This window comes from Embleya sp. L77, assembly GCF_055557415.1.
Map to the genome: position 1 here is coordinate 4,444,822 of NZ_CM145709.1, position 24,894 is coordinate 4,469,715.

General features: G+C 71.7%; 19 protein-coding genes, 1 tRNA gene and 1 pseudogene. 10 read left to right on the forward strand and 11 right to left on the reverse strand.

Features of this window, described 5'->3' with window-relative positions; translation table 11 throughout:
• Window positions 1-53: 53 nt before the first annotated feature.
• Entirely contained in the window at window positions 54-1,490 is a 1,437-nt protein-coding gene (gene gndA / locus ACZOOI_RS19075; RefSeq protein ID WP_465276988.1) for an NADP-dependent phosphogluconate dehydrogenase, read from the reverse strand.
• A gap of 189 nt (window positions 1,491-1,679) precedes the next feature.
• Here gndA and ACZOOI_RS19080 point away from each other — a divergent pair, with 189 nt between their 5' ends.
• The gene (locus ACZOOI_RS19080; RefSeq protein WP_465276989.1) at window positions 1,680-2,921 is read left to right on the forward strand and encodes an MFS transporter; all 1,242 of its coding nucleotides are present in this window, start codon (window positions 1,680-1,682) and stop codon (window positions 2,919-2,921) included.
• Window positions 2,922-3,005: 84 nt separating this feature from the next.
• A complete protein-coding gene (locus tag ACZOOI_RS19085; protein ID WP_465276990.1) occupies window positions 3,006-3,659 on the forward strand; it encodes a hypothetical protein in 654 nt (217 codons plus the stop codon).
• A gap of 65 nt (window positions 3,660-3,724) precedes the next feature.
• Here ACZOOI_RS19085 and ACZOOI_RS19090 read toward each other — a convergent pair whose 3' ends face one another.
• Complete coding sequence (locus ACZOOI_RS19090; RefSeq protein ID WP_465276991.1) at window positions 3,725-4,354, reverse strand: TetR/AcrR family transcriptional regulator; 630 nt, start codon at window positions 4,352-4,354, stop codon at window positions 3,725-3,727.
• A gap of 43 nt (window positions 4,355-4,397) precedes the next feature.
• On the opposite strand from ACZOOI_RS19090, the gene ACZOOI_RS19095 reads away from it, so the two are divergent.
• Window positions 4,398-4,724, forward strand: a complete 327-nt coding sequence (locus ACZOOI_RS19095; RefSeq protein ID WP_465276992.1) for a rhodanese-like domain-containing protein — start codon at window positions 4,398-4,400, stop codon at window positions 4,722-4,724.
• A gap of 112 nt (window positions 4,725-4,836) precedes the next feature.
• Here ACZOOI_RS19095 and ACZOOI_RS19100 read toward each other — a convergent pair whose 3' ends face one another.
• From ACZOOI_RS19100 to ACZOOI_RS19115, 4 genes are all read right to left on the reverse strand, one after another.
• Window positions 4,837-5,301, reverse strand: a complete 465-nt coding sequence (locus ACZOOI_RS19100; protein ID WP_465276993.1) for a YqhG/Tai3 family protein — start codon at window positions 5,299-5,301, stop codon at window positions 4,837-4,839.
• 114 nt (window positions 5,302-5,415) lie between these two features.
• On the reverse strand, window positions 5,416-5,856 hold the full coding sequence (locus tag ACZOOI_RS19105; protein ID WP_465276994.1) for a DUF6325 family protein: 441 nt from the start codon (window positions 5,854-5,856) through the stop codon (window positions 5,416-5,418).
• A 239-nt stretch (window positions 5,857-6,095) separates the two neighbouring features.
• On the reverse strand, window positions 6,096-8,705 hold the full coding sequence (locus ACZOOI_RS19110) for a protein kinase domain-containing protein (RefSeq protein WP_465276995.1): 2,610 nt from the start codon (window positions 8,703-8,705) through the stop codon (window positions 6,096-6,098).
• A 64-nt stretch (window positions 8,706-8,769) separates the two neighbouring features.
• Window positions 8,770-9,516: a hypothetical protein gene (locus ACZOOI_RS19115; protein ID WP_465276996.1), complete on the reverse strand. Its 747-nt coding sequence runs from the start codon at window positions 9,514-9,516 to the stop codon at window positions 8,770-8,772.
• 553 nt (window positions 9,517-10,069) lie between these two features.
• Here ACZOOI_RS19115 and ACZOOI_RS19120 point away from each other — a divergent pair.
• On the forward strand, window positions 10,070-10,600 hold the full coding sequence (locus tag ACZOOI_RS19120; RefSeq protein ID WP_465276997.1) for a cell division protein SepF: 531 nt from the start codon (window positions 10,070-10,072) through the stop codon (window positions 10,598-10,600).
• Between the two features lie 207 nt (window positions 10,601-10,807).
• Here ACZOOI_RS19120 and ACZOOI_RS19125 read toward each other — a convergent pair whose 3' ends face one another.
• From ACZOOI_RS19125 to ACZOOI_RS19140, 4 genes and pseudogenes are all read right to left on the reverse strand, one after another.
• Entirely contained in the window at window positions 10,808-11,395 is a 588-nt protein-coding gene (locus tag ACZOOI_RS19125; protein ID WP_465276998.1) for a nucleotidyltransferase family protein, read from the reverse strand.
• Between the two features lie 249 nt (window positions 11,396-11,644).
• A protein-coding gene (locus ACZOOI_RS19130) for an IS3 family transposase (protein ID WP_465281237.1) occupies window positions 11,645-12,768 on the reverse strand; the annotation gives its coding sequence in 2 pieces (ribosomal slippage) (window positions 11,645-12,564 and window positions 12,564-12,768; 1,125 coding nt in all).
• 765 nt (window positions 12,769-13,533) lie between these two features.
• Complete coding sequence (locus ACZOOI_RS19135) at window positions 13,534-14,706, reverse strand: sensor histidine kinase (protein ID WP_465276999.1); 1,173 nt, start codon at window positions 14,704-14,706, stop codon at window positions 13,534-13,536.
• Window positions 14,703-15,092, reverse strand: a pseudogene (locus tag ACZOOI_RS19140) (response regulator transcription factor); the annotation flags it as partial. The pseudogene ACZOOI_RS19140 and the gene ACZOOI_RS19135, both read right to left, overlap by 4 nt.
• A gap of 11 nt (window positions 15,093-15,103) precedes the next feature.
• On the opposite strand from ACZOOI_RS19140, the gene ACZOOI_RS19145 reads away from it, so the two are divergent.
• The 3 genes from ACZOOI_RS19145 to ACZOOI_RS19155 all read left to right on the forward strand — a co-directional run bounded on the left by ACZOOI_RS19145 (window position 15,104) and on the right by ACZOOI_RS19155 (window position 19,071).
• Window positions 15,104-15,664, forward strand: a complete 561-nt coding sequence (locus ACZOOI_RS19145; RefSeq protein ID WP_465277000.1) for a polysaccharide deacetylase family protein — start codon at window positions 15,104-15,106, stop codon at window positions 15,662-15,664.
• Between the two features lie 182 nt (window positions 15,665-15,846).
• Window positions 15,847-16,896, forward strand: a complete 1,050-nt coding sequence (locus ACZOOI_RS19150) for a DUF4328 domain-containing protein (RefSeq protein ID WP_465277001.1) — start codon at window positions 15,847-15,849, stop codon at window positions 16,894-16,896.
• A 123-nt stretch (window positions 16,897-17,019) separates the two neighbouring features.
• A complete protein-coding gene (locus tag ACZOOI_RS19155) occupies window positions 17,020-19,071 on the forward strand; it encodes a UvrD-helicase domain-containing protein (protein ID WP_465277002.1) in 2,052 nt (683 codons plus the stop codon).
• An 880-nt stretch (window positions 19,072-19,951) separates the two neighbouring features.
• Here the strand turns inward: ACZOOI_RS19155 and ACZOOI_RS19160 are convergent.
• Window positions 19,952-20,025 (reverse strand) — tRNA-Lys (locus ACZOOI_RS19160).
• A 206-nt stretch (window positions 20,026-20,231) separates the two neighbouring features.
• Between ACZOOI_RS19160 and ACZOOI_RS19165 the strand changes: the two genes are divergently transcribed.
• Genes ACZOOI_RS19165 through ACZOOI_RS19175 form a run of 3 tightly spaced genes read left to right on the forward strand, consistent with a single transcriptional unit; the run spans window position 20,232 to window position 24,887 of the window.
• Window positions 20,232-21,536 carry a hypothetical protein gene (locus ACZOOI_RS19165; protein ID WP_465277003.1) on the forward strand — a complete coding sequence of 435 codons (1,305 nt, stop codon included), beginning with the start codon at window positions 20,232-20,234 and terminating at the stop codon, window positions 21,534-21,536.
• Between the two features lie 53 nt (window positions 21,537-21,589).
• Window positions 21,590-23,620: a Clp protease N-terminal domain-containing protein gene (locus tag ACZOOI_RS19170; RefSeq protein WP_465277004.1), complete on the forward strand. Its 2,031-nt coding sequence runs from the start codon at window positions 21,590-21,592 to the stop codon at window positions 23,618-23,620.
• Window positions 23,613-24,887 (forward strand): hypothetical protein, encoded by a 1,275-nt coding sequence (locus ACZOOI_RS19175; protein ID WP_465277005.1) that lies wholly within the window; start codon window positions 23,613-23,615, stop codon window positions 24,885-24,887. Before ACZOOI_RS19170 ends, ACZOOI_RS19175 begins: the two co-directional genes overlap by 8 nt.
• The last annotated feature ends 7 nt before the right edge of the window (window positions 24,888-24,894 follow it).

Genomic DNA, 24,894 nt, shown 5'->3' on the forward strand with positions numbered 1-24,894 from the left:
TGTGGCCGGTGGCGGGCGGCCGGTGACCTGTGGTCTTCGGGCCGGGCCCTCGGTCAGACCGCGTGTTCCGTGCGGTCGCCGGACCACTCGGTGTGGAAGGAGCCCTCGCGGTCCACTCGGCGGTAGGTGTGCGCGCCGAAGAAGTCCCGCTGGCCCTGGATCAGCGCAGCCGGCAGTCGCGGCGAGCGCAGGCCGTCGTAGTAGGACAGCGCGGCGGCGAAGCCGGGGGTGGGGATGCCCAGTTCGGCGGCGGTGGCCACCACTCGACGCCAGGCGTCCTGGGCGCCGCCGATCGCGTTCCGGAAGTAGTCGGCGGTCAGCAACGAGTCGGGCTTGCGGTCGGCGTCGTACGCCTCCCGGATCCGGTTCAGGAAGCGGGCCCGGATGATGCAGCCGCCGCGCCAGATCTCGGCGACCGTACCCGGGTCGATCGACCAGTCGTATTCGGCACTGCCTGCCTCGATCTGGTGGATGCCCTGCGCGTAGGCCACGATCTTGGACGCGTACAGCGCCTGCTCGACGTCGTCGGCGAAGCGGTCCGCGTCCTCGCCGTCGAGCGTGGTGCGGGTCGGTCCGGGCAGACCCTGCGCCGCCGCGCGCAGGTCGGCGTGGCCGGACAGGGACCGGGCGAACACCGCCTCGGCGATGCCGCTGACCGGAACCCCCAGGTCGAGGGCGGTCTGCACGGTCCAGCGGCCGGTGCCCTTCTGTTCGGCCCGGTCCTGGACCACGTCGACGAACGGCCTGTCGGTGGCCGCGTCGATGTGTGCGAGCACCTCGGCGGTGATCTCGATCAGGTAGGACTCCAGCCGGCCGGTGTTCCAGGTCTTGAACACCTCGGCGATCTGCGCGGGTTGCATCCCCAAGGCGCGATCGAGCAGGTCGTACGCCTCGGCGATCAGCTGCATGTCGGCGTACTCGATGCCGTTGTGCACCATCTTGACGAAGTGACCGGCGCCGTCCGGGCCCATGTGCGCGCAACACGGTACGCCGTCCACCTTCGCGGCGATGTCCTCCAGGATCGGGCCGAGCGCGGCGTAGGACTGGGGGGAGCCACCGGGCATGATGCTCGGGCCGAGCAGGGCGCCCTCCTCGCCGCCGGAGATCCCGGTGCCGACGAAGTGGATGCCGCGCTCGCGCAGCTCGGCCTCGCGGCGGCGGGTGTCGGCGAAGTGCGCGTTGCCGCCGTCGACGATCATGTCGCCGGGTTCGAGAAGTGCGGCGAACTCGTCGATCACCGCGTCGGTGGGCGCCCCGGCCTTGACCATGATCACCAGCCGCCGCGGCGGCTCCAGTAGCGCCACGAACTCCTCGGCCGTATCGGCGGGTAGGAAAGTGCCCTCGCCACCGAATTCCTCGACCAGGGCACGGGTCTTGGCCGAGGTGCGATTGTGCACGGCGACGGTGTGGCCGTGCCGGGCAAAGTTGCGGGCCAGGTTGCGCCCCATCACGGCCAGTCCGGTGACACCGATCCGAGCTCGCTCCGCCATCTTCGTCAACTCCTGCTGTCTGTCCGGGCATCCGGAGAGGAGGGACCGGGACGACCGTCGAGACCGCGAACCCGATCCATGACCGACTTGTGCGATCACTGCGACAACATCGTCCGCGCCCGGGGTTAATCCCCTGCCCGCAACACGCCGGCCATACCCGGACGCCCCCGTGGCCGGCAGCATCGCCGGATGCGCCGGAATCCGAATGTCGTGCTCTCCGTGGTGGCCGCCGCCTACGGGTTGTCCTCGATGGGGGACCAGATGGCGATGGTCGTGTTGACCCTGCGATTACACGATCAGGGGCGGTCCGGGGCGGTGATCTCCGCGCTGGTGATCGCGAGTGTGCTGCCGCTCGTGGTGGTCGGTCCGTTGGCGGGACCGTTGCTCGACCGGGTCGAGAGCGGTCGGCTGGTCGTGGCGGTGACCGGGTTCCAGGCGGTGGTCGCGCTCGGGTTGGCGCTCACCACGGACGTGGTGGCCACCATCGTGCTTCTGGTGCTGCTGGGTGCGGGCCTTGCGGTGGTTTCGCCGACCCTGCAACTGCTCGTACCGGAGATCGTGGGCGACGCGGACACGCCCCGAGGGTTCGCCCGTCTGGAGACGTTTCGCTCGGTCGGCAATGCGGTGGGCCCGGCGGCGGCCGGGGTGTTGGTGGCCGCGGTCGGTGATCGGGCCGTGCTGCTGGGCAACGCGGGGTCCTTCGCGGTGGTGGCCGGCGTGTTCGTCGTGCTGCGGATCCGCCGGGAGCCGACGGCGGCCGGCGGTGCGCGGCTCGGGTGGCTCGGCCAGGTGCGTCAGGGGGTGGGCGTGCTCGGTGGCGATCGGTTGTTGCGGGTGGCGATCCCGGCGCTGGCGACGGCGATCGTATTCACCGCGATGATGAACGTGGCGCGGGTCTTCTTCATTCGGGACGACCTGGGCGCCTCGGACGCCGGCTACGGGTGGCTGGTCGCCGGGCACACCATCGGGATGCTCCTCGCCGCGGCGTTCCTGGCCGCGCGCATCCCGTTGGCCTGGCAGCCCCGGGTGTTGACGGGGGCCGGGGTGATGATGGGCGGGGCCCTGTTCGTCGGCGCGACCGTGCCGATATTCGCCTTCGCCTTCGCCGCGTTCGTCCTCACCGGCGTGGCCAACGCGCTACAGAACCTGGCCATCCGCAACCTCATCCACGCCCGCGTCCCGCGCGAGACCCGAGGCCGCGCCTTCGCCTCCGCCGGCGCGGCCCTCAACGGCGCGAACCTGACCGGCACGGCACTCGGCGGCCCCGCCGCCACCTCGCTCGGCGGCGCCGGCGCCCTCCAACTGGCGGGCGCGGGAACCCTGTTGGCCGCCCTGGCCGCAGCCCCGATCCTCTTTCGCCACCACCCGACGGACCCGACGGCACACCCGACCTCACCCACCACCCGAACCACGAAGCCGACGGGCGATTGAGCCCGCCCCCGGCGTGGCCGATCGGGCTGCTTCGGGGAGAAATCCGGTTGTCGGAGGATTGCCCGCACCGGTACCCATGTGGCCATGAAGTCATCGATTCGCCGTACCCGGCACGCGCTGCCGCGGGGTGAGGCCGAGGTCTGGGCGCCGGTCTCCGCGCGGTACGGGATACCGCCGTACGGCTGCAAGTACCTGTACACCGCCGGTGTGCTGCGCGAATTCATCGCGTCGGCGGGACTGTTGGTGAGCCATGGGCAGTATCTCGCCGCCGCGTCGTTGTCGCTGAACGGTGCCGAACTCGTCGGGCGGTGTGTGTCGGAGCGCACCGAGCAGGGCGTCACGCAGCGGTTGCGCAACGGGCTGAACCATCTGGAGAACCTGGCGACGGCCGAGGAGGGTGAGGCCATCCCCGAGTCCGACGCGCTGGTCAAGCTGCGCGGTTTCACGGCTCACCCCACTCTCGAACCGCCCGCCGGGTCGGAACTCCAGTTCTCACACGCCACGTTCGAGTACCTCCTCGACCGTTTGGCGCTCGCCGCGGACCGCCTGTGGACGGACGCCGACGCGAGCATCGTCCGGAAGTTCTCCGGCGCGAAGATCGCCCCGATGCGTACGGACGGGAAGAACCTCTACGTCGAGACTCTGCTCGCGCACCTCGACGCGGGCCACACGCCGGGCACGCGGATCCCGTACGAGGAGAGTTGGCGGGCGCACCCCGCAACGGCGGTCGGCCGCTGACGTATCGGCCCTTCGGGGCCTCGCGCGATGACCGATACGCGGCATCGGTCGGCCCGTCAGCCGGGCTAGGGATGCACCACGGCGCGGGCCAGGCGGAGTACGCCCGCGCGGATCCGTTCCGGGCCCAGGTCCGGAAGCAGGGCGGTGACGTGTTCGGCCGCCAGGGAGGCCAGGAGCGCGTGTGCCGCGTGCTCCGGGTCCGGCGTCGCGGCGTCGTCCAGCAGGATCGTCACGTGGCGGTGCCAGAAGCGGTAGGCGCCGATGCGGTGGCGGGCGCCGGGGGAGGACGTCTCCGACATGCGGACCAGGTCCAGGTGTTCCAGTAGGTAGTCGAGGTAGGCGTCGACGAATGCGGTGAGGCGTTCGTCCGCCGGTGCTCCCGGGCCCAGGGGTGGTGGGCCGTGCAGGATCGCCTCTTGCAGTGCGCGCTCTCGGGTGTCGAGAAGTGCCGTGGCCAGGCCCGATTTGTCGCCGAAGCGGCGGAAGAGGGTGCCCTTGCCGACGCCGGCCGCCGCCGCCACCTGGTCCATCGATACCGCCGCCACGCCGTGTTCGGCGAACAGTCTTGCGGCGGCCTCGAGTACCGCGGCGCGGTTGCGGGCCGCGTCGGCGCGTTCCCTGGGGGGTGGGGTGCGGAGCAGGTCCAGATGGATTGCATAACCGGACTGCGGTCCGTTAGTGTCGTCGTGAGCCACAACCGGACTATAGTCCGATTCTTGCCATGATGGAGGCACCACCATGACCGCACTGATCACCCGGGACGAACTGCGCGCCGAGATCGCGGCCGGCACCGTGACCGTCGTCGACGCGCTCGGCGGCGAGTACTGGGCCAAGCAGCACCTGCCCGGCGCACTCGCCCTGGTCCGGGACGAGGTGGACACGCTCGCCCCGACCCTGCTGCCCGATCGCGACGCGGCGATCGTCACGTACTGCTCCAACCCTGCGTGCCCGAACAGCGGCCAGGTCGCCGACCGCCTCACCCACCTGGGCTACACCAACGTCCGCAAGTACGCCGAGGGCATCGAGGACTGGACCGACGCCGGCCTCCCGACCGAATCCGCCTGACCGGCGACTCCCGCCGGCGCACGGACCTGATCGGCGACCCCCGCCGGCACACGGAAGGGCGCCCCCGCCGAAGCGGAGGCGCCCTCGCCCGGTGTGCCGGTGTGGGTGCCGGCTACTGCGGTGCGTCGGTGAGGTCCGTGATGCGGCCGCCGGCCAGGGGGACCCGGTACCAGACGTCGATCGTGGAGTCGCCGAAGTGTTCGGTGACGATCACCGTTGCGCTGCCCGCGCCGCTGCCCTCGTAGCGGACGTCGCGGCTCTGCGGGGTGTTCTGGGCGCGGAAGACCGGGTCGGCCATGTTCTGCTCGGCCCATGCGTCCAGGCGGGCGTTCAGTTCGGGGGTGAGGAACTCGTTGCGAACCTCGGTCGGGTCCATGTTCGGGTTGGTGCCGTTGACGGCGGACAGGTACTGGTCGTAGAAGGCGGTTACCTTCTCCACGACACCGATCCGTCGGGACTGATGCGCGCCGGGTGGTGCACCGCCGTCGGCGGCGAGTGCCGGAGCGGCGGCGCCGGCGGAGAGGAGGAGTCCGGCGGCCAGTGTGATGGCGGCCGTACGGCGAATCCTGGCGGTCATGTCGACCTCCGCTTGCTTGGGGATGTGCCCTTGCACCGGTGGAGACGTCCAATCGGTGGGGCGGGTTGCGACATTTTGCCCGGCTTTACCATCCGGGAATCGATGCGTTCCCCTTCAGGTGCCGTCGGGCGTCCCGGCCAGTGCCTCTTCCGCATCGTCCAGTACGGACTGCGGCAAGCGGGTGTAGGAGAGCAGCCGGCCGCCCGAATCGCGGATCCGAGTCGCCACCTCGCGGGCCCAGATGTTCTCCACGAACAGCACGACCACCAGCGAGTCGGGCGGCATGACCTGCCCGATCTGATCGGCGTCCTCGTCCCCGGCCAGCCCCAGCATCTCGCGCGCGGCCAACTCCGCCGCCATGTCACGCAACCCCTCGAACTCGCTGACCTCGTGGCTGTTCACCTCGCCCGAGACGTCCTTGACCACGATCAGCGCATCGATCAACCGCACGTCGCCGCGCTCCTCGACCGACTCGAACGCGTCCAGCACGGCCGGGGTCAGCCGTTGGCCCGGAAAGCCCAACACGATGGCGTCGACGGGTCCCAACTCGGCCATGCTTCCTCGTCTCGGGGAGTAGGTGCGGCGGTGGAGGGTGGATGCGGCAGTGGAAGCGGGTGAAGCGGGTGAAGCGGGTGACGTGGGTGCGGCGGTGCGAGGCGCGGCTGCGGTGGTGAAGCCGAGCATGCTCGCAACTTCGTTCCCGTTCCCGCTTCGCGCACATTCATGTGTCGCCGCTGTCGCCGCGCGACCCCACCAGGTCCGCCGGACCGGCCCGGTCCCGATCCGCCCCGGCGTCACCCTTCGTACGCGACCACCGATGCCGCCGGCTTCAGGGTGTCCGCGCGTTGCCACTGCCCGAGGTACACGTTGCCCTTCGCCGCTACCACCCGTGCGGACACCTCCGCCGGCAACGCGACCTGCCAGGCCGGTTTGCCGGTCTTCGCCTCAAGTGCGAACAGTTGGGCGCCGTCCTCGCCGGTCGCGCCGGTCGACGTCGCGTCCATCGAGACGTACACCTTGCCGTTGGCCACGACCGGCGTCTCCAGCGCACCGTAGGAGGGCATCTCGCGCTTCCAGACGACATTGCCGGTCTTCGCCTCCAGCGCGTGGACGGCGCCCTTGTCCACCGACGTGGCCGGCCCGTTCGTGGGCGATGCGGTGACGGTGGCGGAGGACAGCACACCGGCCTGCGGCTTGGAGGGGTGGCTCGCCACGTAGACGACGTCGCCCACTCGGGTGATGCCGGTGACGTAGCGGGTCTCCATCTCGTACTTCCACGCCTGCGCCCCGGTGAGCGGGTCCACCGCCACCACGCCGGACCTGGCCGCGTCGTAGACCAGGAACGCGGTGTCGCCGGCGAGGGTGAGGCCGTTGCAGGCTCCTCCCTTGACCGGGATCGGACCCCAGATCGCGGCGCCGGTGTTCGCGTCGCGGGCGTAGCGCTGCCAGGTGTACACGCCGTTGAACCGGCCGGAGGTCACCAGCGCGAGCACCCGGTCGCCGGCCGGCACCACGTTGCGACCCCACGGGCAGTCCTTGAACGGGATTTCCCACTTCGGAACGCCGTTGCGGTCGTAGGCGTGGATCACCACCGGGTTCGAGGAGCTCTTGGGCTCGGCGACCACGTAGACCAGGCCGCCGGCGAACACCGGGGTCGCCGGCAGTCCGGTATCCCGGGACATGTCCGCCTTCCACACCTCCCGGTGCGTGGCCGCGTCGATCGCGACGATCCGCCCGGGGCCGGCGCCGAGCGTGTTCGCCTCGGCGACGCCCAGATACAACAATCCGCCATCCAGGCCCGCCGGCAGGTTGACCCAGCGGGCCGCGTATTCCAGGAACCAGCGTTGTTCGCCGTTGATCGGGTCGAAGGCGTGCACGGTGCAGGTCGAGGGCTGGGACGGCTCCGGGACGGACGCCGAGGTGTCCACCGTCCAGGAGACGACGAACACGTGGTCCTTCGTGGTCAGCGGTGCGGACACCGAACTGCCCGCGGTGGCCTTGCGCCAGACCTGCTTGCCGGACTCCGCGTCGATCGCGGTGACCTGGCCCTTGCCGCCACCCGTGCCCTCCGCGACGTGGTAGACGAGCTCGCCCTGCACGCTCAGCGAGGAACCGGCGGCGGGGCCGGCCTGGTACGACCACACCTGCTTGCCCGGATTCGCCTCGTCGCCCATCAGCAGCCACCCGATGCCGCCGCCCGCCGCGGCCACGGCGAGTGCGCCGCTGCCGAACAGGAAGGTGCGGCGGGCCAATGCCTTCTTGCCGATCGGCGGGTCCGGGACACCCACGGTCGGCGGGTCCGGCATGTCAACGGTCGGTGGGTCCGGCATGCCGACGGTCGGTGGCAGGCTCGGCTGGGGTGGTGGGCCGGACGACCCATCGGGGGTGACCGGCGCGCCCGAGCCGATGGGTGCTGCCCGGGTCGTCGCGGCGGATGGGCCGTTGTCCGCCCCGATGCCCAGGGCCCGAGTCGGCGGCTCCGGGGCGTAGTTCGTCACCTCGACCGGGGTTGTCGGATCGCCCAGGTGCCGCCGCTCCAGCTCGGCGGCGAGTCCGGCCGGCAACCACGAAGTCGCGGGCGGCGGTTCGTCGTCGCCGATGCAGCGCTCCAGCACGGCGATCGGCTCGGGCCGACGGGTCGGGTCCTTGTCCAGGCACTCGGCGAGCAAGTCCCGGACCCCGTCCGGCACATCGGTCAACGACGGTTCCTCGCGCAGCACTCGCAACATCATCTGCAGCTGCGGCAGCGGCGGATCCTGGTGGAACGGCCCGCGCCCGGTGGCCGCGTACACCAGTACCGAGCCGAGCGAGAACACGTCGCTCGCCGGCCCGAGGACACGGCCCGCCGCCTGTTCCGGCGACATGAACGCCGGTGACCCCACCACGCGACCCGTCCCGGTCAGTCCCTGGCCGCCGTCGTCCACCGCACGCGAGATGCCGAAGTCGATCACCCGCAACCGATCCCGGCCGAGCACGACATTGGACGGCTTGAGGTCGCGATGGATCAGGCCGGCGCGGTGGATCGCCATCAGCGCCTCGGCCAACTGCGCGCCCAGGACACGCAGCGCGCCCTCGGGCAGCGGGCCGTACCGGGTGATCGCCTCGGACAGCGACAGTCCGGTCAGGTATTCGGTGGCCAGCCACGGCGGTTGCGCGTCCGGGTCGGCCTCGGCGATCGGCGCGGTCCACGCGCTGTCCACCCGCCGGGCAAGGTCTATCTCGCGCCGGAAGCGGTCCCGGAAGCCGTGGTCCGTCGCGAACTCCGGGCGTACGGTCTTGACCGCGACCCGGACCCCGCTCGGAGACGTGCCGAGGAACACCTCGCCCATCCCGCCCTCGCCCAACCGGCCGCGCAGCCGATACGGCCCGAGCCGCGTCGGATCCCCGTCGCGCAGTGCTTCCATGACCACCGTTCCCCGTTCCGGTCGTACAGGCGAGGCCACTTTAGCCGCCGCGCGGAAGCGGGAATCAGCTGCTTCCCCCTCGGAAATACTGTTGCCAGATCTGGGTTTGCCGGGTCTCGGCATGATCCGGACCCAGCACTCGGGCGAAGTCGGCGATCAGCGGGCCGTACAGAGCCAGTGCCTCGCCGCGATAGCCCGCGAGGCCGCGATTGACCGCGTGTCCCGCGCGGGCGACCAGCGACTCCAGGCAGTCCGCGCCCAGGATCCGGATCGAGTCCAGGGCGAGCGTGCCGTACATCGCGGCGGCCCGGAGCGGATCGCCGGACTCGCCGGTGAACCGGGCCTGGAAGCTGCGCGCGGTCAGCGTGCTCTCCGCCTCGGCGCCCAGCGCGCGGGTCATGTCCGCCACGAGCTGGGTGAACAGGGCTACGGCGCGTGGTGGTTCGCCGCCCTCGCCGGTGAATCGGGCGTGACACAGCCGCATGTCCAGGGTGACCCAGTCGCCGGCGCCCAGGTGTTGCGCGGCGACCGGGATCAGGCCGGCCAACAACTGGGCGGCGCGCCGGGGATCGCCGTCCAGGCCGACGAAGTGGGCGTATGCGCGGCGGATGTTGAGCGTGTCGCGATCGGTGCTGCCGAGCACCCGGCTCGCGACCTCGCCGAGTTGGTGGTAGAGCCGGACGGCCGCCGCGGGATCCTCGCGCATCCCCCACTCCCAGACGACGCCCACCTGTTCGTTGATGCGGGAACGCGAGGGATACGGCTCTTCGAGCGGACGAGGGGGCCGCACGATGCGGAAAGGCGAATCCATGCTCACCTCCGAAGATGTCGCATCCGAGTGTGCGACTTGCGCCCGGTCCACCGGTAGGGGTCGGTTGCCGTGCTTCGTCGTCCTTCGTCGTCCTTCGTCGTTCTTCGTTGTCCTCCGTTGTCCTCGTCGTCCTCCGTTGTCCTCGTCGTCCTCGTCGTCCTCGTCGTCCTCGTCGTCCTCGTCGTCCTCGTCGTCCTTCGGCGCTCGTTCGGCGCTCGTTCGGCGGACCGCGCACGATTGTGGAGACGGGCGACGTTTTTTCTGGGGCTGGGGACGTGGCGGAAATTCGGGTATTCGTACAACAGTTCGAGTTATCGTGTTCGAATGGCGCGCTCGGACTTTCGATGCGGTTCGATTCGAAATGCGCGGATAAAAACCTCAAATGGCGTCAGAAGCCGCACTGGGTACGCCCGTTCGAGGTCGGTTGGATGATCTGTCCGTTTATAGGCGCGTCGTTCGACGCACCAGACCCGGCACTCGCATACAGTTCGGTCGAGTGGAGGATGACGAGATAGCCCGGACGGGGCCGGGACGAGCGGACGCGGAGGTGCCCATGGGCGCATTGCGCAAGGCCGGCTCGTGGCTCGGGATCGGTTCGGGGGACGTGGACGACGACCTGTACCGCACCGGCGCGGGTGCCTACGAGACCGGTACATACGACGCAGAGGACGACGACACGGGGTCGCGCTGGGTCTACGACGACGAGCCCGAGGAGTCGCGTTCGCGCGCCCTGGAGGGCAGCGTGGTGCCGGCGTCGGAGGTGTTCGCCGCGCGGGCAGCCGCCTCGGAGGCGCCGGCTCGGCCGAGCACGCGGATCGCCGTCGTTCACCCGAAGAGCTACCACGAGGCAAGAGCGATAGGCGAATACTTCCGGCAGGACATTCCGGTCGTGATCGACCTGACGGCGATGGACGAGTCGGACGCCAAGCGGGTCGTCGACTTCGCCTCGGGGCTGACGTTCGGCCGCCGCGGTGCGATCGAGCGGCTGGCGAAGCGGGTCTTCCTGCTCATGCCGGCCGACGCACGCCTGTTGACGGGGGACCCGACCCAGCAGAACCACGACGGGTTCTTCAACCAGGCGTAGCCGACGGGGTGCGGGCGCGGTTGGCTTTGGTTGGTGTTCGGTGGTCGGGTGCCGGGCGCGTGGTCGGCGGTCGATTTTGGTTGCTTTGGTCTGTTTTGGTTGGTGTTCGGCGTGGTCGGCCGCCGGGTGTGGTCGGTGGCTTGGACCGGTTGCCGCCACGCAGGACGGTACGGACCCGGGCCCGGGTGGGCCGGGTCCGTACGTCGTTCAGGGGTCGAGTCGGTCCAGGTCGCCGGGTGTGTCGATGTCGAACGGATCGGCGATGTCGGCACACTCGATCAGCCGTAGCCGAGCGCGCTGTTCGGCGAGCAGGACCCGGGCGCCGGCGTCGCCCTCGGCCGTGCGGGCCAGTTCGGGCCACCAGGCGCGGCCGAACAGGACGGGGTGGCCCCGCTTGCCGGCGTAGGCCGCCGCGATCAGGTCCTCGGGCGTGCCGGACGCTGCGATCAGGCGCGCGACGGCGGGGGCGCCCACGCCGGGCATGTCCACGAGGGTGACCACGAAGGACTCGGCGTCGGTGGGCAGGGCGGCGACTCCGGCGGCGAGCGAGGAGCCCATGCCGCTCGCCCAGTCGTCGTTGCGCACCACGACGGCGCCGCCCAGATCCGCCTCGGCCAGCACGGCGTCGGCCTCCGCCCCGAGCACCACCACGACCCGGTCGCACCCGCCGCGCAGCAACTCGCCGACCCCGAACTCGACCAGCGGCCGCCCCCGGTGCCGCAACCGAGCCTTGGCCCGCCCCCCGAGCCGCCGCCCACCCCCGGCGGCCAACAACAACCCGACCACATGACTCACGGGGCGCTCCTTCTTGTCGGGCGACGTTGGCCCCTCGCTCGGGACTTCGTGTCCTCACGCTTCGCTCCGGGGCGCGAGGTCCACGCTTGCGGCTCGGCGGCTCTCGGAGTTGCACGCGTCGATCTTTGGGGGTGGGCGGAGGTGGGCGGAAGTGGGCGGAGTCGAGGGCGCGCTGATGCGCCGGGGGGGAGTGGGGCAGTCTGCCATTGAGGAGCCCTTCCTTTTCCGGACGCCTGGCTTCTCTGTCTTTTACGCCGCGAGACCGAGTTTGTCGTGGTCCCGGAGAGCTTCAAGCGGCGTACGGTATCCCAGACCCGAATGGATTCGTCGGCGATTATAGAAGCCCTCGATGTATCTGACAACTTCGCGGCGTGCCTTCGCATGGTCCGTGAAGACGTAACGGTTCAGGCATTCGTTCTTCAGCGCGCCGAAGAACGACTCCGCCATCGCGTTGTCCCAGCATACGCCGGTGCGTCCGACCGACTGGCGCATGCCGTGACGGTTCAGAGTCCGGGCGAATTCCTCCGACGTGTAGTTGCTGCCACGATCCGAGTGGAAGATCGCGTCCTTCCCGATTTTCATGCGCCCTCGGGCCATGTCGAGTGCCGAGACGACGAGCGAGGTCTTGTAATGATCCGCCATTGCCCAACCGACGACCGCCTTGCTGTGGCAGTCGATGACCGTGGCGAGATAAAGGAATCCCTGCCAGGTCGGAATGTAGGTGACGTCGCCGACGAGTTTGTTTCCCGGCCGGTCCGCGGTGAAGTCGCGGCGGACCAGGTCGGGGATGCGCGGGTGCGCGTCGCCGGGCCGCGTGGTGAGGACCCTCCATGGCCGGGGCTGGCAGGGCGTCAGGCCCTGGGCACGCATGAGCGCGCGGACGAGCTCCGGCGAGGCGGTCTCGCCGGAGCGGGCAAGGACGGCGTGGACCCGGCGGTATCCGTAGGTCTCGTGATTCGCCGCGAAGATCTCTTTTATCGCCGTGGTCAGGCGTTGGCGTCGCCGCGCCGTGGCGGATTCCGGACGGGTCCTCCATTCGTAATATCCGGATCGGGAGACGTCGAGCCATCGACACATGTCGGCAATGCGGAAGTCGGCCTTCTCCGCGTCGACGAGTTCATAACGGGAACTCACCGATGGTTGCGGGCGAAGAAGGCGCTTGCTTTTACCAGGAAGGCGTTCTCTTCGCGGAGTTTTTGATTCTCGCGTTCGAGTTCCCGCTCCCGCGCGGTCACGGGTTCGTCGCCTCGCGACGTCGACACGGGTTCCGTCGTGGCCCTGCGGTATCGCGCGACCCAGTTCCCGAGAGTGGTGTCGCTGATCCCCAACTCGCGCGCGACGTGGATGATCGGGCGAGGACCGTCCAACACCATGCGAACGGCCTCGTCCTTGAACTGCTGCGTATATCTTTGCGGCACGTGCTTTCTCTTTCCGGTTCACTGCAACCCTACGTGGGTCGCTGTCCGGAAGATCAAGGGCACCTCACATGGTTGCGGGTGGGGTGGGTTGGTTGGGTGGGTTTGCTTGGGCGGGTTTGTTGGGCGGGTCGTGAGGGCGGCGAGTGGGGCCTGCGGGGGCGTGGGGGAGCGAATCGGGGTGGGCAGGGTCGGGGGGTGCGGCGAAGCGGGGGCGGGCCGAGTCGTGGGGGCGGCGAAGCGGGTGTGCCGGAGTCGGGGGTGCGGCGAAGCGGGTGTGCCGGAGTCGGGGGTGCGGCGAAGCGGGCGCGCCGGAGTCGAGGACGCGGCGAAGCATGCCCGCCAGAGTCGCGAGTGCGGCGTTGCTGCTTGTTGGGCGCCTTCGGCGCCGGCTCGCGAGGCACCACTTTTTTCTCTCCCCCGCTTCGCTCCTCCGAGAAAAAAGTGGCCCCTCGCTCGGGACGGTGTGTCCCTCCGCTTCGCTCCGGGTCACACCGTCCACACTTTGCGGCTCCGCCGCTCTCCGCGCTTCGCGCGTCGATCACTGGGGGCGGGCTGGGTCGGGGGCGCTGACGCGCCGGGGGTGGGCGAGGTCGGCGGCCTGGGGGAGGCCGGGTGCTTAGCGCAGCCAACCCGTCCACATGGGACTGCCTCGGTGGGTTGCTGCGGAGTGGGGTGGGTTTGCAGGGTTCGTGTGTGGCGCAGGGCGCGGAGGGGGCGGCGTTACGTGGGGCCCGAAGGCAGGGTCAGTTCTGCGAGGGCGCCGCCTGTGGGTGGGTTGGTGAGGGTCAAGGAGGCGCCCAGTACTGCTGCTTGGCCCACGGCGATGGTGAGGCCCAGGCCGTGGCCGCCTAACGCTCGGTCGTCGGTGCCTTTGCGGAAGCGGCTCGGGCCCTCGCGGAGGAGGGTGGGTGGGAAGCCCGGGCCCGCGTCGCGGACTCCGATGCGTGGGCCGTCCACCTCGACCACCACCGGGTTGGCCAGGATGCGTTCCAGGCGTCGCGGGTCGGTGATCACCACCTCGTCGTCCGCCACCCGTACCTCGGCCGCGGGTGCGATCGCCGCCACCCGCCGGGCGGCGAACGCGCCCAGTGGCACTTCGGTCAGGTCCGCGCGCTGGGTCGCGGTGTCCAACCGTGCGACCTCCAACACGTCCTCCACCAGCGAGCGCGGCGCCCGTACCCGGTCCCGGACCAACTCGCCCGGCCGATCGGTGGGCAGCAGGTCGGCGGCGGCGCTCAACCCGGTCGGCGGTGTGCGCAGTTCGTGCGCGACGTCGGCGGTGACCCGGCGTTCGGCGTCCAGCCGAGCCTGCAAGGCGTCCGCCATCGCATCCACCGCCGTGGCCAGTTCGGCGGCCTCGTCCCGGGTGCTGCCGCCGATCGCCGACCGGACCCGGATCGAGCGCTCGCCGGCGGCGACCCGCCGGGCCGCATCGGCCGCCCGGCGCAGTCGACGCGACAGCCGCGCCCCGATCAGCACGCCCACCCCGGCGCCGCAGACCACCACGCACACCGCGCCGAGCATCAGGACCCGGTCCAGCGAGGCCAGGTCGCTGGTCCGATCCCGGTAGCTGGATCGCAGCGACAACACGTGCCCGTCCACCCCGACCGCCGCCCAGATCCAGCCGTCGGACAGTTCGGTGGCCCGATCGCCGCCGCGTACCGCCTGTCGCAGCGCCCCGGGCAGTTGCGGATCGTCCACCCGGCTGCCGAACGTCGGCTGCCCGGTCCGGGCGAACTCGCGCAGGGCCAGGTCGATCCGGTCGACTTGGAGTTTGCGCGCCTCGTCCGCCTGCTTGTACTCGAACGCGAAGTGCACGGTCAGGCTGAGCGCGAGGGCGACCGCCACGCTGACCACCGTGACCACCGCCGAGATGCGCCAGCGCAGGCTCACCCGGCCGACCCGGGCCGCAACTTGTAGCCGAAGCCGCGCACCGTCTCGATCCGGTGCGCGCCGATCTTGTTGCGCAGCCGCTGCACGTGCACGTCCACCACGCGCGTGTCCCCGCCCCACGCGTACTCCCACACGCCTTCGAGCAGGGTGTCCCGACTGAGCACCGTGCCCGGCGATTCGGCGAACCGCAGCAGCAGCTTCATCTCGGTCGGCGTCAGCGCCGGCACCGCGTCGCCCCGACGCACCTGGACGCCGTCCGGGTCGATCTCCAGGTCATCGAACCGCAGCGGCCCCGGGTCCGCGTCCGGACCCTCGGTGCGCTGCGCGCGTCGCAGCAGGGCCCGGATCCGGGCCGGCAGGACCACGGTGTCGAACGGCTTGGTGACCGGAAAAGCCGGTGTATCGAATATCGACCCGGGACCGGGTCGCGTTCCTGACCATCGACTACGGTGCGTACAAGGACCCGGAGATGATTCGGGTGCTGCGCGAGGCGGGGATCCGGCCGACGCTGTTCCTGACCGATCAATACGCGAAGCAGGACGCGGAGTTCTTCCGGCGGATGCGCGACGAGACCGGCGGCGCGATCGAGAATCACACCCTCGACCACCCCGATCTCCAGGGCAAGCCGTACGACCTGCAAAAGAACCAGATCTGCGGCACATCCGACGCCTACGAACGCGAATTCGGCAAGCGCCCGACGCTGCTGCGCCCGCCGTACGGAAACCACGACGAGAAGACGATGCGCGCTGCGGGCGATTGCGCCATCGGGCAGGTCGTGCACTGGAGCGCCGAGATCCGCAAGGGCAGCATGCAATTCGCCGTCGGCGACCGACTCCGCCCGGGCGACATCGTGCTCATGCACTTCCGCAAGGAATTCAAGGCGGACATCCAGTCCTTCGTGGACCAAACCCGCGCCGCGGGCCTGACCCCGGCCCTGCTGGAGGACTACCTGCGATAGCCGCCGGCCCGCCCTCCCGCCGGCCGGCCCGCGGGCAAGTGTGAGGACAATGCGACCCGGGCGGGGGCGCCACCGGGGAGGGCTGCGCGATGCGGAGCGGGACGAGCGGATCGAGCGGGTCGACGCCGTGGGTGGCGGCGCAGGGACCACCGCCACCGCGCCCACCGCGGCCACGGTCCGGAATGCGAGGGTGGGCGCTGCTCACGGTGCTCGCCCTGGCCGTCGTCGCCGGGGATCACGCGCTCGCGTTCCGAGAGGCGCTGACGGGTCGCCAGTACGACGGGGACGACGGACCGCGATGGATCGTCGGGCTCGTCGTCGCGGGCGTCCCGTTCCTGGCCTGGGTGGCCGTCATGCGGTCCGACGCCCTTTTTCGCCCGGGTGAACTTTCCCGGGAGCTGACCCGGTCGGCGGTCGTGCCCTGGCTGATCCCGGTCCACCAGTGGTGGGCCCCCTTCGGCCTGATGCGGGCGATCGTGGCCGCCACCGCCACCGCCGCGTGGTTGCGGGCCGTACTGCGGGCGTGGTGGACGTCGTGGATCGGGATGTGGGTGGCCTGGTGGACCTCGGTCGGAGTGGGCCTGTCCGCGGACTCCGCGGGCCGTGGTGCCGACGCCTGGGTACGCGGAGCGGACGCGGCCTTTCGCGCGGTGGCGGTGCTCGCCGCACTCGCCGCGATCGTGCTGGTGGTCGGGCTGACCCGGGCCCGGACCGGTCGTCGAGCGGAACCCGCGGTGGACCGGACCTGGGCGGAACTGCGCGGGGACGGGCTCGATTTCGCGAGCCGTGCGTCCGTCGTGGCCTGTTGCTTCCTGGCGCTCCCGGTGTGCTGGGTCGGCTCGGTGTACGTGGCCACCGGCCCGCTCTCGGTCACTCTGTCCCACGACGAATTCGTCGGTACCTGGCACGACAGGGCCGGTGCCGTGGTGACGCTGACCGCCGACGGGCGATTCGTTGCGACTGGCCTGCCCGGATTGCCGTGGCAACAGAGCGAGCCCGACCACCTGCCCGTGCCGCTCGGTGAGCGGTGGTCGGGGGAGGGCCGTTGGACCTACGAGAAGGGTGCGCTCACGCTGTCCGGGCCGGCCGCCGACGGCTCGCAGTCGCCGTCTGCGCCGCGGGAGTTCATCCTGGAGGCTCTCCGGCCACGCGGCTCGCACGGACATCCCCGCCTGTTCACCGAGATCGGCGATCCGGACCGGAGCCTCCGCTACGAACTGCGCAAGGGCTGAGGAGCGGCGCCGGTCCCGCACGGCCGCTCGGCCGAGGTCGACCCACTTCCGGGGTGGTGTGCTGCCGACTACAGTCGTAACTCGTCGTGGGGGCGGGGGTGCGATGTGTCATCCGATGATGCGATGCGGCGGCGGACGCGGGAGCGGGAGCTTCGGGAGCGGGCCGCGGTGGCTCGACGGGAGGCCCGGAGGTCGGCCGGCTCGGAGGGGGAACGGCGGGTCGTCGCGCAACTTCTCGTGTTGACCGGCCAGGGTTGGCGGTTGCTGATCGACCGGCGGCGGCCGGGGGCCGAGAGTTCGCCCGCGGGTCTACTGGCGGTGGGTCCCGGCGGGGTGTTCGTGCTCCACGTCGAGGACGAGCCGGCCGCTCCGGAACTGGTCGACGGATGTCTGCGGGTCGACGGTCGAAGCCGCGAGCACGTGGTGGACGCCCTTCTCGCCGCCACCCGGAGCACCGAGTCCGCCGTCCAGGAACTGGGTCTGGCGCCGATCGCCGTCGAACCGCTGATCGTCTTCGCCGGTCACCCCGTCGACCGGCGGCTGGGCCGGGTCCGGCTGCTCGGCGAACGCGAGCTGGCTCCCGCGCTGGCCGGCGCCACGCACAAGCTGCGGGTCGCGACCGTGCGTGCCGTCGCGGAGCATTTGGGTCGAACCTTTCCGCACCACCGGCCGTGGGCGATCCCGCCGCCCGATCGGCGCGAGGGCAGCCAGGTTGGTGAGGTCGCCGAGGAGCCGGCCCTGTTCGACGGGGAAGCGCTGCTGGCGGCGACCCTCGACGCCGAGCGGCGCGGCCCGATCGAGCAGTGGATGACGGTGCTGCATCCCGACCAGGTCGGCCTGGTCCGGCGCAACTGGACCGGTCCCGCCCGGATCAGCGGCCCCGCCGGCACCGGCAAGACCGTGGTCGGGCTGCACCGCGCCGCGCACCTCGCCCAGCGCAGCACCGGACGGATCCTCTATGTCACCTTCGCCAACAACCTGCCGCGCGTGCAGGGCACGCTGTTCCGGGTGATGGCACCGCGGGTCGCCGAGCGGGTGGACTTTCGGAGCCTGCACGCCTGGGCACGGGAACTGCTCGCCGAGCGCGGTGTCCGCGTTCGGCTGGACAGCGGCACGGCGGACACCGCGTTCGGCCTGGCCTGGCTGCGGTCGCGTCGCGAAGGCCGCCTCCCCGAGCTGTCACCCTCGCCGAAGTACTGGCAGGACGAGATCGAGTACGTGATCAAGGGCCGCGGCATCACCGATTTCGCGCAGTACGCGGCGCTGCCCCGCCGCGGCCGAAAGACCCTGCTGCGCAGGCCGGACCGGGAAGCGGTCTGGGCCCTGTACGAGCTGTACGAGCAGTTGCGGATCGAGCGCGACGTACACGATTTCGGGGATGTCCTGCGGATGGCCCTGGAGGAGGTGCGACGCGAGCCGGGGCGCACGTCCTACACCTCCGTGATCGTCGACGAGGTGCAGGATCTGACTCTGGTCGGGGTGCAGTTGCTGCACGCTCTGGTGGGTGACGCCCCCAACGGTCTGCTGTTGATCGGCGACGGGCAACAGGCGGTCTATCCGGGCGGATTCCGACTGGCCGACGCGGGCATCGACATCCGCGGCGACCGGGGCCAGGTGTTGCGGGTCAACTACCGCAACCGGGAGCGGGTGTTGCGGACCGCGTTGGCCGTGGTCGCCGACGACGACTTCGAGGACTTCGACGGCGATCGGCTCTCCGGGCGCCGCGATGTCGAACTCACCTACCACGACGGCGAAACCTTCGAGGGCACCTGGCCGACGGGCGCCGAACACGACGGCGCGCTGGTGGCCGCGCTGCGCGCGCTCGCGGACGCCGGGGCGATCGGCGACGCGGCCGTACTGTGCCCCTCCCGCAAGGACATCGAGCACTACCGCCGCCTTCTGACCAAGGCCCGGCTGCCCGTCCTGGCGTTGGAGAGCTACCACGGCGTGGAGGCGAACGCGATCAAGCTCGGCAGCTATCGCCGGGCCAAGGGACTGGAGTTCAAGCACGTGTTCCTGCCCAGGTACGACGCCGCGGTGCGAACCGCCGGAGCGCCGGGCTTCGTCGACGCAAGCGAGGCGGTCCTGGCGGAGCACCACGAGCTGGCACGCAGGCAACTGTTCGTAGCGATCTCCCGCGCCCGCGAGTCGGTCTGGAAGGGCCGAATCGGCTGACCACCCCCACCCCCCGATCGCCGACGCCCCCCCGGCCCCGACCCCACCGGACGCCCACCCCCGGCGCGTCAGCGCCCCCGACCCAGCCCGCCCCAGTGATCGACGCGCGAAGCGCGGAGAGCGGCGGAGCCGCAAACCCAAGACTTCGTGGCCCGGAGCGAAGCGGAGGGACACGAAGTCACGAGCGAGGGGCCGCTTTTTCTTGGAGGAGCGAAGCGGGGGAAAGAAAAAGCGGTGCCTCGCGAGCCGGCGCCGAAGGCGCCCAACAAGCAGCAACGCCGCACTCGCGACTCCGGCGGCCCCGCTGCGTTGTGCCCCCGACTCTGGCGGCCCCGTTTCGCCGCGCTCGCGCCTCCGGTGTGCCCGTTTCGCCGCGCTCGCGCCTCCGGTGTGCCCGTTTCGCCGCGCTCGCGACTCCGGTGTGCCCGTTTCGCCGCGCTCGCGACTCCGGTGTGCCCGTTTCGCCGCGCTCGCGACTCCGGTGTGCCCGTTTCGCCGCGCTCGCGACTCCGGCGGCCCCGCTTCGCCGCGCTCGCGCCTCCGGCGCCCCCGCTTCGCCGCACCCCCGACTCCGGGGCTTCGTCCGCTGCGCCTGCGCCTCGGGTTACGCCTGGGTCGCTGTGCGCGCGTCTCGGGTCGGCGCCTCGTTGCGCCCGCGATCCGGCTCGCGCCTGCTTCCCTGCGGCCGCGTCTCGGGTCGCCCCGCTCGCGGGCCCCGCGTCCCGGGCCGCGCCCGATTAGCCGCGCCCCCGACCCCACCCCACCCCGCCCCACAGGGGGGAAAAGAAAAAAACGTGCCCCCACGAGGCGCCCGCGCGAAAGATGCCCGACCAAAAAGGGCCCGCCGGAAACCGGCGGGCCCTTCTCGGTGTTGCTGCTGTGCGCCGCCAGGGACTCGAACCCCGGACCCGCTGATTAAGAGTCAGCTGCTCTAACCAACTGAGCTAGCGGCGCTTGCTGCGAGAGAAATACTACCCGATGTTCGGGACCGCTCTCACCCGGGTTTTCCGGTGCAAGCGGACTCACCATCGGTGACGATCACGTTACGGGGACGGGTTCGCCGGGTGCGCTCCCCGCAGTTGGTGTGGCCGAGTACCGTGCTGCTTGTACGTCGTCGCGACCGGTGCCGTCGGCCCGGTCGTGTTCGCGGGGGAGACGCCATGTCGGATGCCGGGGCGGTACGGGCGTTCCGGTTGGCCACGCATCGGGAGGACGGGGTGGAGCCTCGACTCGTCGCGATGCGGGACTTTCTGGCCAACGCCTCCGACGTCGAGGTGGCCCGCAACCGGGGACTGATCGAGAGTCAGGTCGAGGCGGTCGCCACCCAGCAGGCGGAGACCGCCGCGCGGATGCTCGCGGACGTGCTCGCGCGCGATCCACAGGGTCGGTACCCGCGCGCGGTGGACGCGGTGCTGCGCTGGTGGGTGGTGCAGCCGGGCGACGGTTTCGTCGAGACCTGGAGCACCCTGGAGCAGGCGCTGGCGAACGGGCCGCGCCCGCTGGAGCGGGCGCTCCTGGAGGTGCTCGGCGGCCTGGACCCGCGGGCGCCGGTTCGGCACTGGCGGGTGGCCGCCACCGCGCGCGTGCTGGAACGCCTGGAGGAGCGCTTCGAACAGCCCTGCCGACACCTCGACCACGACCTGTGGCGGCTGCTGCCGGTGGTTGCGCCGCCGGGTGCGCCGACCGGGCGCGGCGACTGGGCGTGTGTGCTGGGCGATCGCGCGGCGGCCCGCGGCGCGGAGACCGAGGCCCGGACGTGTTACCGGCTCGCCTTCGAGCGGGGGTGCGCCGCGGCGGCCCCGCGGCTGGCCCACCGGCTCGCCGTCGAGGGGCATCGGGAACTGGTCGGCGGCGACCCGGGCCGGGCGGTGCGGTTCCTGTACGAGGCGGCGATGCTGGACCCGGACCACGCGGAGTACGGCGAGCTGCACCGGGCCGCCGTCGCGGCTCGGGACGGTCGACCGGCCGCCGGCGCCCGATCCGGCTCGGCGGCGGCCCTGGTGCCGGCGGCGGCGGAGCTGCTGGAGCGCGGCGACGACATGGGCGCGGTCCGGCTGCTGCGGCGCGGCTTGCGCGAGGCCGAGGACAGGGACGCCGGCGGGCCGGATCCGGACACGTGGCCGGTGCGGTTGTTGCTGGGCGCGTTGGAGGACCACGACGCGATGGTGGCCGGCGCGGCACGCGACCTGTTCGAGCTCCACGGCGCGGCCTGGTCCCGGCGTACCCCGCTGGGGCCCGGCCTGGTGTTGCACCGGGTCACCCGGGCCGACCCCGAACTGGCCGCCGCGCTGGTGGAGTCGTTGCCCGCCGAGCTGCGCTCCGGGCGGCTCGGCCGGGCCGTTTCGACGGCCGCCGCGTACCGAATACTGGCCTCGGGTGTACGCGCCCTGGGCGCGGGCAGGCCGGAGGTGGCCCGGGCCCGGGCGGACCTGGCCGAGCGACTGCTCGACGGCGACGAGGCGTGAACCGGGGCGACGTGGACGGCGGGCCGGGCGAGCGAGGCGGGGGAGACGACGACGTGGACACGGACATCCTGGGGGTGCCGGAGCAGGTGTTCGACAGCGCGCTGCTCGCGGCCACCCGTCGGTTCGCCGGCGCCGCCGCGGTGGCGCGCGAACTCGGCGCGGACACCGTCGAGGTCGCGCACGCGCTGATCGCGCTGGCCCGGATCGACGGCGGGCGCGCGGCAGGTCTGTTCGACCGCCAGGGCATCCCGCCCGACGTGCTCGCGGCCGGTCTGCTCGGCGCCGGCGGACTCGGCGGCGGGGCCGCCACAGGCGCCGGCGCGGACCCGGGCCACAACGGTCGGTCGGCCGCCGGCCTGCTGGGCGGCCTGCCGGTCACCGGCGATCTGCGGCTCGCCTTCACGGCCGCGGCCGACACCGGATACGTCGACGAACGTGCACTGCTCGCCGAGTTGTTGCCGCGGCTGGAGGTGGGCGCGGTGGACCTGCTCGTCGGCTACGGCCGGGTCGACCTGGCCGCCTGGCAGGCGGAGGTGGCCGCGCCGCGCCCGGCGGTGGAGGTGCTGCGGGCCGACGGGACGATCGATCCCGGCCCGTTCGGCCCGGGGGCCCGCCGGGTGCTCGCGATGATGGCGACCGAGGCGGCCGGTCTCGGCCACGAACGCTGCGGCATCGCGCTGTTGCTGCACGCACTCGCCACCACCCCGGGCGGCCTGCTCGAACAGGCCTTCCTGTTCCTGCGCCGCGACGTGCGGGCACTGCGCGAACAGACCATCGCGCTCACCGGCACCCGGGGCCGCGCCGCGCCGGGCACCGGGCCGGCCGGGCCGGACGAGTCGCTGCGGTCCACCCTGCGCCGGGCGGCGACCTTCGCCGCGACCCGAGCCGACCCGGGGACCGGCCCGGGCACCGACCCGCAGACGGCCGGCCCGATCACCGAACGCGACCTGCTGGCCGCGCTCCTGGACACTCCCAGCGGCCTGGTGGCCGGCTTCTTCCGTGACATCGGCCTGGATCTGGACCGGCTGCGCCGCTTCGCCGACACCTACTACCGCGAACCCGCCGAGCCCGAGCCGACCCGAGTCGCCGAACCGCTCTCCCCCGAGGAGGCGGTGCGCTGGGTCCGGTCCCGGCTGATCGGCCAGGAGAGCGTGGTCGAGCGACTGGCCTTCCACATCGAGCTGATCAAGCGCTCGCTGGCCCGCGGCTTCCGACCGGACGACCGACCGCGTGCGGCGCTGCTGCTGTGCGGCCCCAGCGGGTCGGGCAAGACGATGACCGCGCGGCTGCTCGCCCAGGTCGTCTACGGCTCGGAGGATGATGTTCTGGTCTTCGAGATGGGGCAGTTCAGCGCGCGCGAGTCGATCAACAACTTCATCGGCGCGCCGCCCGGCTATGTCGGTTTCGGCGAGGGCAAGTTGACCAACGGACTGCGCGACGACCCGCGCCGGGTCTTCCTGTTCGACGAGGTGGAGAAGGCCGACGCACGGGTGCTCGACGCGCTGCTGCGGCTGCTCGACGAGGGTCGGATCAGCGACCCGGCCGGCCCCGTCCGCGAGGCGCACGACGCGGTGGTGATCCTGACCACCAACCTGGGCGCGACCCACTCGGCGGCCGAGGCGGTTGAGGACGACGTGGACAGCGTGGAGAACCTGATCGGCTCGATCCTGGCCGAGGGCTCCACCGGCAACACCGCGGCGAGCGCGCGACTGCGCCGCACCATGGAGGGGTTCTTCCGGCCCGAGTTCCTCAACCGCGTGGACGAGGTGATCCTGTACTCGCCGTTCGGCCCCACCGAACTGCGCGGGATCGCCGAGAACGGCCTGGTCCGGCTCGCCGCGCGGCTGCGCGAGCAGATCGGCGTCGAACTGCACTGGACCGACGAGGCCGCCGACCATATCGCCACCGTGGCCTGGCGCGGCCGGCCCGAGGAGGCCGCACGCGGGGTCAACCGCTGTGTCAACGCGGTCGTGCCGAGCATTCTGCGGCTGCTCGACGAGGGCGACGCGGCCGGGCGGCCGATCACCTCGGTCCGGGTCGAGGTCGCGGCGGACACGCTCGTGGTGGGGAGCGGCGATGACTGATCGGGCGACGCTGCGCGCGTTCGCCGCCCGGCTGCGCGAACACGGGGTCGGCGAGGACACGGTGGACGGCGACGCGTACGCCAGTCTGGGCAGCGGCGGCGATGCGCAACCGTGGAGCGCGCGGGCCGAGGAGTTGTGGACGAGCGGCGGCGGCGCGTGGCGCACCCACCATCTCGCGGTGGCGCTGCACGCGCGGGCCTACGACCTGGAGGCGGCCGGTGATCCGGAGGCCGCATTCCCGTACTGGAAAAGGGCGTTGGCGCACTGGGCCGAGCTCTACCACGACAGCGCGTTCTGGGACCGGATGCACGAGCACCTGGAGGCGGTCGGCGGGACCGAGGTGCCGGCGGCGACCGTGCAGGAGGTGCGCGAGCGGTTGCCCCGCGACCTGCTCGCGCCGCATCTGACCCTGGCCGCCGAACACCGCCTCCACGATCCGCTGCGCGCACGCTCGCACGTGGACCTGGTCCGCGAGTCCGGCTTCCCGCGCTCGGCGGTCCTGGGGGCCCGAGCCGACCTGGTGCGCGAGGTGCTCGCCGAGGCGTCCCGCGACGTGGAGGAGGGCCGCTTCGACGAGGTGGTCGAGCTGCTCGCGTCGTGGCTCGCGGTGGACCCGGGCAACCTCGGCTTGGCCCGGGCCCTGTTGTACGCGGCCCGGCGGCATATCGAGATCGTGGTCGCCGCACCGGGCTGGGCCCGAAAGATCGAGCCGCTGGTCGAGCGGGTGGCCCGGTTGGTGCTGCCGGCCTGGGACGAGATCGGCACCCCGGAGGGCTCGTTCGCGGTCGAGCTGGCCAGGCACGAATACTGGCGCGGGATCGTGGTGCGCGAGCTGGAATCCGGCCCGGCGACAGAACCCGCCGCGCTGGAACAGGCCACCCTGCGCTCGGGCCGGCACCTGCTGCGCGCGCTCGAACTCGACCGCGACCTCGCGGTCAAGAACATGTACCGCGACGTGGAACAACTCGCCGCCGAGGAATGGGCCCTGGCCGCCACCGCCCGACAACGCCAGGGCCTGCCGGACGGCCATGTCCGGGACGCACTGCGCCGGGCGCTGGCGATGTCCGCGCCGGGGCCGTGGGGTCGGCTGTTCATGGCGCGGGTGCTGATCAACCTGCACACCGTGCTGCCGGACGACCTGGCCACCGCTCGCCGGCTCGCGGACGAGGTGGCCGCCGATCCGGAGGCGAACCAACCCGACATCGTCAACGCGCTCCGCGGCGTCGTGCTGTCCCTGGCGTCGGCGCGCGGGTCCGAATGGAGTTGAGCGCCCG

Bases quoted from the DNA above. Each gene is read 5' to 3' on its own strand.
- gndA (WP_465276988.1), bottom strand. From the start codon at position 1,490: ATGGCGGAGCGAGCTCGGATCGGTGTCACCGGACTGGCCGTGATGGGG.
- ACZOOI_RS19080 (WP_465276989.1), top strand. From the start codon at position 1,680: ATGCGCCGGAATCCGAATGTCGTGCTCTCCGTGGTGGCCGCCGCCTAC.
- ACZOOI_RS19085 (WP_465276990.1), top strand. From the start codon at position 3,006: ATGAAGTCATCGATTCGCCGTACCCGGCACGCGCTGCCGCGGGGTGAG.
- ACZOOI_RS19095 (WP_465276992.1), top strand. From the start codon at position 4,398: ATGACCGCACTGATCACCCGGGACGAACTGCGCGCCGAGATCGCGGCC.
- ACZOOI_RS19100 (WP_465276993.1), bottom strand. From the start codon at position 5,301: ATGACCGCCAGGATTCGCCGTACGGCCGCCATCACACTGGCCGCCGGA.
- ACZOOI_RS19105 (WP_465276994.1), bottom strand. From the start codon at position 5,856: ATGGCCGAGTTGGGACCCGTCGACGCCATCGTGTTGGGCTTTCCGGGC.
- ACZOOI_RS19110 (WP_465276995.1), bottom strand. From the start codon at position 8,705: ATGGAAGCACTGCGCGACGGGGATCCGACGCGGCTCGGGCCGTATCGG.
- ACZOOI_RS19115 (WP_465276996.1), bottom strand. From the start codon at position 9,516: ATGGATTCGCCTTTCCGCATCGTGCGGCCCCCTCGTCCGCTCGAAGAG.
- ACZOOI_RS19120 (WP_465276997.1), top strand. From the start codon at position 10,070: ATGGGCGCATTGCGCAAGGCCGGCTCGTGGCTCGGGATCGGTTCGGGG.
- ACZOOI_RS19150 (WP_465277001.1), top strand. From the start codon at position 15,847: ATGCGAGGGTGGGCGCTGCTCACGGTGCTCGCCCTGGCCGTCGTCGCC.
- ACZOOI_RS19155 (WP_465277002.1), top strand. From the start codon at position 17,020: ATGCGGCGGCGGACGCGGGAGCGGGAGCTTCGGGAGCGGGCCGCGGTG.
- ACZOOI_RS19165 (WP_465277003.1), top strand. From the start codon at position 20,232: ATGTCGGATGCCGGGGCGGTACGGGCGTTCCGGTTGGCCACGCATCGG.
- ACZOOI_RS19175 (WP_465277005.1), top strand. From the start codon at position 23,613: ATGACTGATCGGGCGACGCTGCGCGCGTTCGCCGCCCGGCTGCGCGAA.